This is a genomic window from Suttonella ornithocola, from assembly GCF_001889065.1.
Classification (GTDB): Bacteria; Pseudomonadota; Gammaproteobacteria; order Cardiobacteriales; family Cardiobacteriaceae; genus Suttonella_A; species Suttonella_A ornithocola.
The window spans coordinates 1-3435 of the sequence record NZ_LWHB01000252.1; the positions used below are offsets into that span (position 1 = coordinate 1).

Annotated in this window: 1 protein-coding gene and 2 rRNA genes; 2 read left to right on the forward strand and 1 reads right to left on the reverse strand. The window is 48.2% G+C overall.

Going from position 1 to position 3435, the window contains the following annotated elements:
• A 23S ribosomal RNA gene (locus A5N85_RS13500) occupies positions 1-2784 on the forward strand; the annotation flags it as partial.
• Between the two features lie 101 nt (positions 2785-2885).
• Positions 2886-3001, forward strand: a 5S ribosomal RNA gene (gene rrf / locus A5N85_RS13505).
• A gap of 310 nt (positions 3002-3311) precedes the next feature.
• Here rrf and A5N85_RS17400 read toward each other — a convergent pair.
• Positions 3312-3435, reverse strand: a 124-nt coding sequence (locus tag A5N85_RS17400; protein WP_211268236.1) for a transposase, incomplete at its 5' end; no start/stop codon positions are given.

The following is a 3435-nucleotide window of genomic DNA, read 5'->3' on the forward strand; positions in this document are numbered from 1 at the left end:
AAGCTTGGGTAAGCTGATAACAAGCGTTATAGCCCAAGATATCCGAATGGGGAAACCCGACCTTAGGGTCATCTTTAACTGAATACATAGGTTAAAGAAGCGAACCGGGAGAACTGAAACATCTAAGTACCCCGAGGAAAAGAAATCAACCGAGATTCCGCAAGTAGCGGCGAGCGAACGCGGAGCAGCCCAATTAAGTTGGTGACGTTTAGCAGAACAAGCTGGGAAGCTTGGCCATAGCGGGTGACAGCCCCGTATGCGAAAAACTAACCAATGAATCGAGTAGGGCGGGACACGTGAAATCCTGTCTGAATATGGGGGGACCATCCTCCAAGGCTAAATACTCGTTGTCGACCGATAGTGAACCAGTACCGTGAGGGAAAGGCGAAAAGAACCCTGGTGAAGGGAGTGAAATAGAACCTGAAACCGTGTGCATACAAGCAGTCGGAGCATATGAAGATATGTGACGGCGTACCTTTTGTATAATGGGTCAGCGAGTTACATTCAGTGGCGAGGTTAAGCGCATAGCGGAGCCGAAGCGAAAGCGAGTCTTAACAGGGCGTTAAGTCGCTGGGTGTAGACCCGAAACCGGGCGATCTATCCATGGGCAGGTTGAAGGTTGAGTAACATCAACTGGAGGACCGAACCCACTAACGTTGAAAAGTTAGGGGATGACCTGTGGATAGGAGTGAAAGGCTAATCAAGCTCGGAGATAGCTGGTTCTCCCCGAAAACTATTGAGGTAGTGCCTTGTAGATTGACTTACGGGGGTAGAGCACTGTTTCGGCTAGGGGGGTCACACCGACTTACCAACCGATGCAAACTCCGAATACCGTAAAGTTTTACTACAGGAGACACACGGCGGGTGCTAACGTCCGTCGTGGAGAGGGAAACAACCCAGACCGCCAGCTAAGGTCCCCAAATTATGATTGAGTGGGAAACGAAGTGGGAAGGCGAAGACAGCTAGGAGGTTGGCTTAGAAGCAGCCACCCTTTAAAGAAAGCGTAATAGCTCACTAGTCAAGTCGTCCTGCGCGGAAGATTTACCGGGGCTAAATCATATACCGAAGCTGCGGATGCATATTTATATGTATGGTAGGGGAGCGTTGTGTAGGCTGATGAAGGTGTACTGAGAAGTATGCTGGAGGTATCACAAGAGCGAATGCTGACATGAGTAACGATAATGCGGGTGAAAAACCCGCACACCGAAAACCCAAGGGTTCCTGCGCAACGTTAATCGACGCAGGGTGAGTCGGTCCCTAAGGTGAGGCGGAAACGCGTAGTCGATGGGAAACAGGTTAATATTCCTGTACCGAACAATATTGCGATGGGGGGACGGAGAAAGCTAGGCCAGCACACTGTTGGATGTGTGTTTAAGCGCGTAGGCTGAGAACTTAGGCAAATCCGGGTTCTTAAGGTTGAAACGTGATGACGAGTCTCTACGGAGATGAAGTGGTTGATGCTCTGCTTCCAGGAAAAGCCTCTAAGCTTCAGATATTGTTTGACCGTACCCCAAACCGACACAGGTGGGTAGGATGAAAATTCCAAGGTGCTTGAGAGAACTCGGGTAAAGGAACTCGGCAAAATGATACCGTAACTTCGGGAGAAGGTATGCCTCTGAGGGTGAACAGCCTTTGGAGGCCGCAGAGAATAGGCCGCTGCGACTGTTTATCAAAAACACAGCACTCTGCAAACACGCAAGTGGACGTATAGGGTGTGACGCCTGCCCGGTGCCGGAAGGTTAATTGATGGGGTGCAAGCTCTTGATTGAAGCCCCGGTAAACGGCGGCCGTAACTATAACGGTCCTAAGGTAGCGAAATTCCTTGTCGGGTAAGTTCCGACCTGCACGAATGGCGTAACGATGGCGGCGCTGTCTCTACCCGAGACTCAGTGAAGTTGAAATCGCTGTGAAGATGCAGTGTACCCGCGGCAAGACGGAAAGACCCCGTGAACCTTCACTACAGCTTGACACTGAACATTGAAATACGTTGTATAGGATAGGTGGGAGGCTTTGAAGCAGAGACGCTAGTTTCTGTGGAGCCATCCTTGAAATACCACCCTGCGTATTTTGGTGTTCTAACGTAGACCCGTAATCCGGGTTGCAGACAGTGTCTGGTGGGTAGTTTGACTGGGGCGGTCTCCTCCCAAAGAGTAACGGAGGAGTGCAAAGGTGGGCTCGGTGCGGTCGGAAATCGCACCAAGAGTGCAAAGGCAAAAGCCCGCTTAACTGCGAGACAGACAAGTCGAGCAGATACGAAAGTAGGTCTTAGTGATCCGGTGGTTCTGAATGGAAGGGCCATCGCTCAACGGATAAAAGGTACTCCGGGGATAACAGGCTGATTCCTCCCAAGAGTCCATATCGACGGGGGAGTTTGGCACCTCGATGTCGGCTCATCACATCCTGGGGCTGTAGCAGGTCCCAAGGGTATGGCTGTTCGCCATTTAAAGTGGTACGCGAGCTGGGTTCAGAACGTCGTGAGACAGTTCGGTCCCTATCTGCCGTGGGCGTTGGAGATTTGAAGGAAGCTGTTCTTAGTACGAGAGGACCGGAATGGACGAACCTCTGGTGTACCGGTTGTGATGCCAATCGCATTGCCGGGTAGCTATGTTCGGAAGGGATAACCGCTGAAAGCATCTAAGCGGGAAGCCCCTCCTAAGATAAGATCTCCCTAACGCTATAAGCGTTCTCAAGGTCCGTTGTAGACTACGACGTTGATAGGCTGGATGTGGAAGCGTGGTAACACGTGAAGCTAACCAGTACTAATTGACCGTGAGGCTTGATCATACAACGCTCAAGTTATTTTAAAGCTACAGATTTACGTTGAGGTTTAGATAATGAAATCGTCTAAGCCATAAGCCGAAAGGCAATTGAATGTTACCAGTTTTCCTGATGTCCATAGAGCTGTGGTACCACCTGATCCCATGCCGAACTCAGAAGTGAAACGCAGCATCGCCGATGGTAGTGTGGGGCTTCCCCATGTGAGAGTAGGTCAACATCAGGTCTTTACACCAAGCCCCTAGATATGATACTAGGGGCTTTTTTATTTGTAAAACTCCCAACTTAATCTGACACTGATAAAAATAAGTTGAGACCTTCGTAAAAAAACATAAAATAGAGAAATTTCAAATTTTTAAATTTTTAAAATAAATTTAAAATTATAGCGTTAATTTTTTTGTTAGTAGTAAAAATTCACGTAAAACGGGATTTTGTAAAGGTTTTTATTTATAGTGCAATCATCTAAAACCCAACCCAATCCAAAGTAGATAAAAGAATAAAGTATCAATACAATCCATCCGCCATTCTTTGCGGATTTACTTAATCCAAGCCCACATCTTTTCAATGGGATTTAAGTCTGGACTATAAGGGGGTAACCAAACTATTTCATGCCCATGCTCTTCAATGATTGCTTGAATATCACTGCGTTTATGAAAAGCG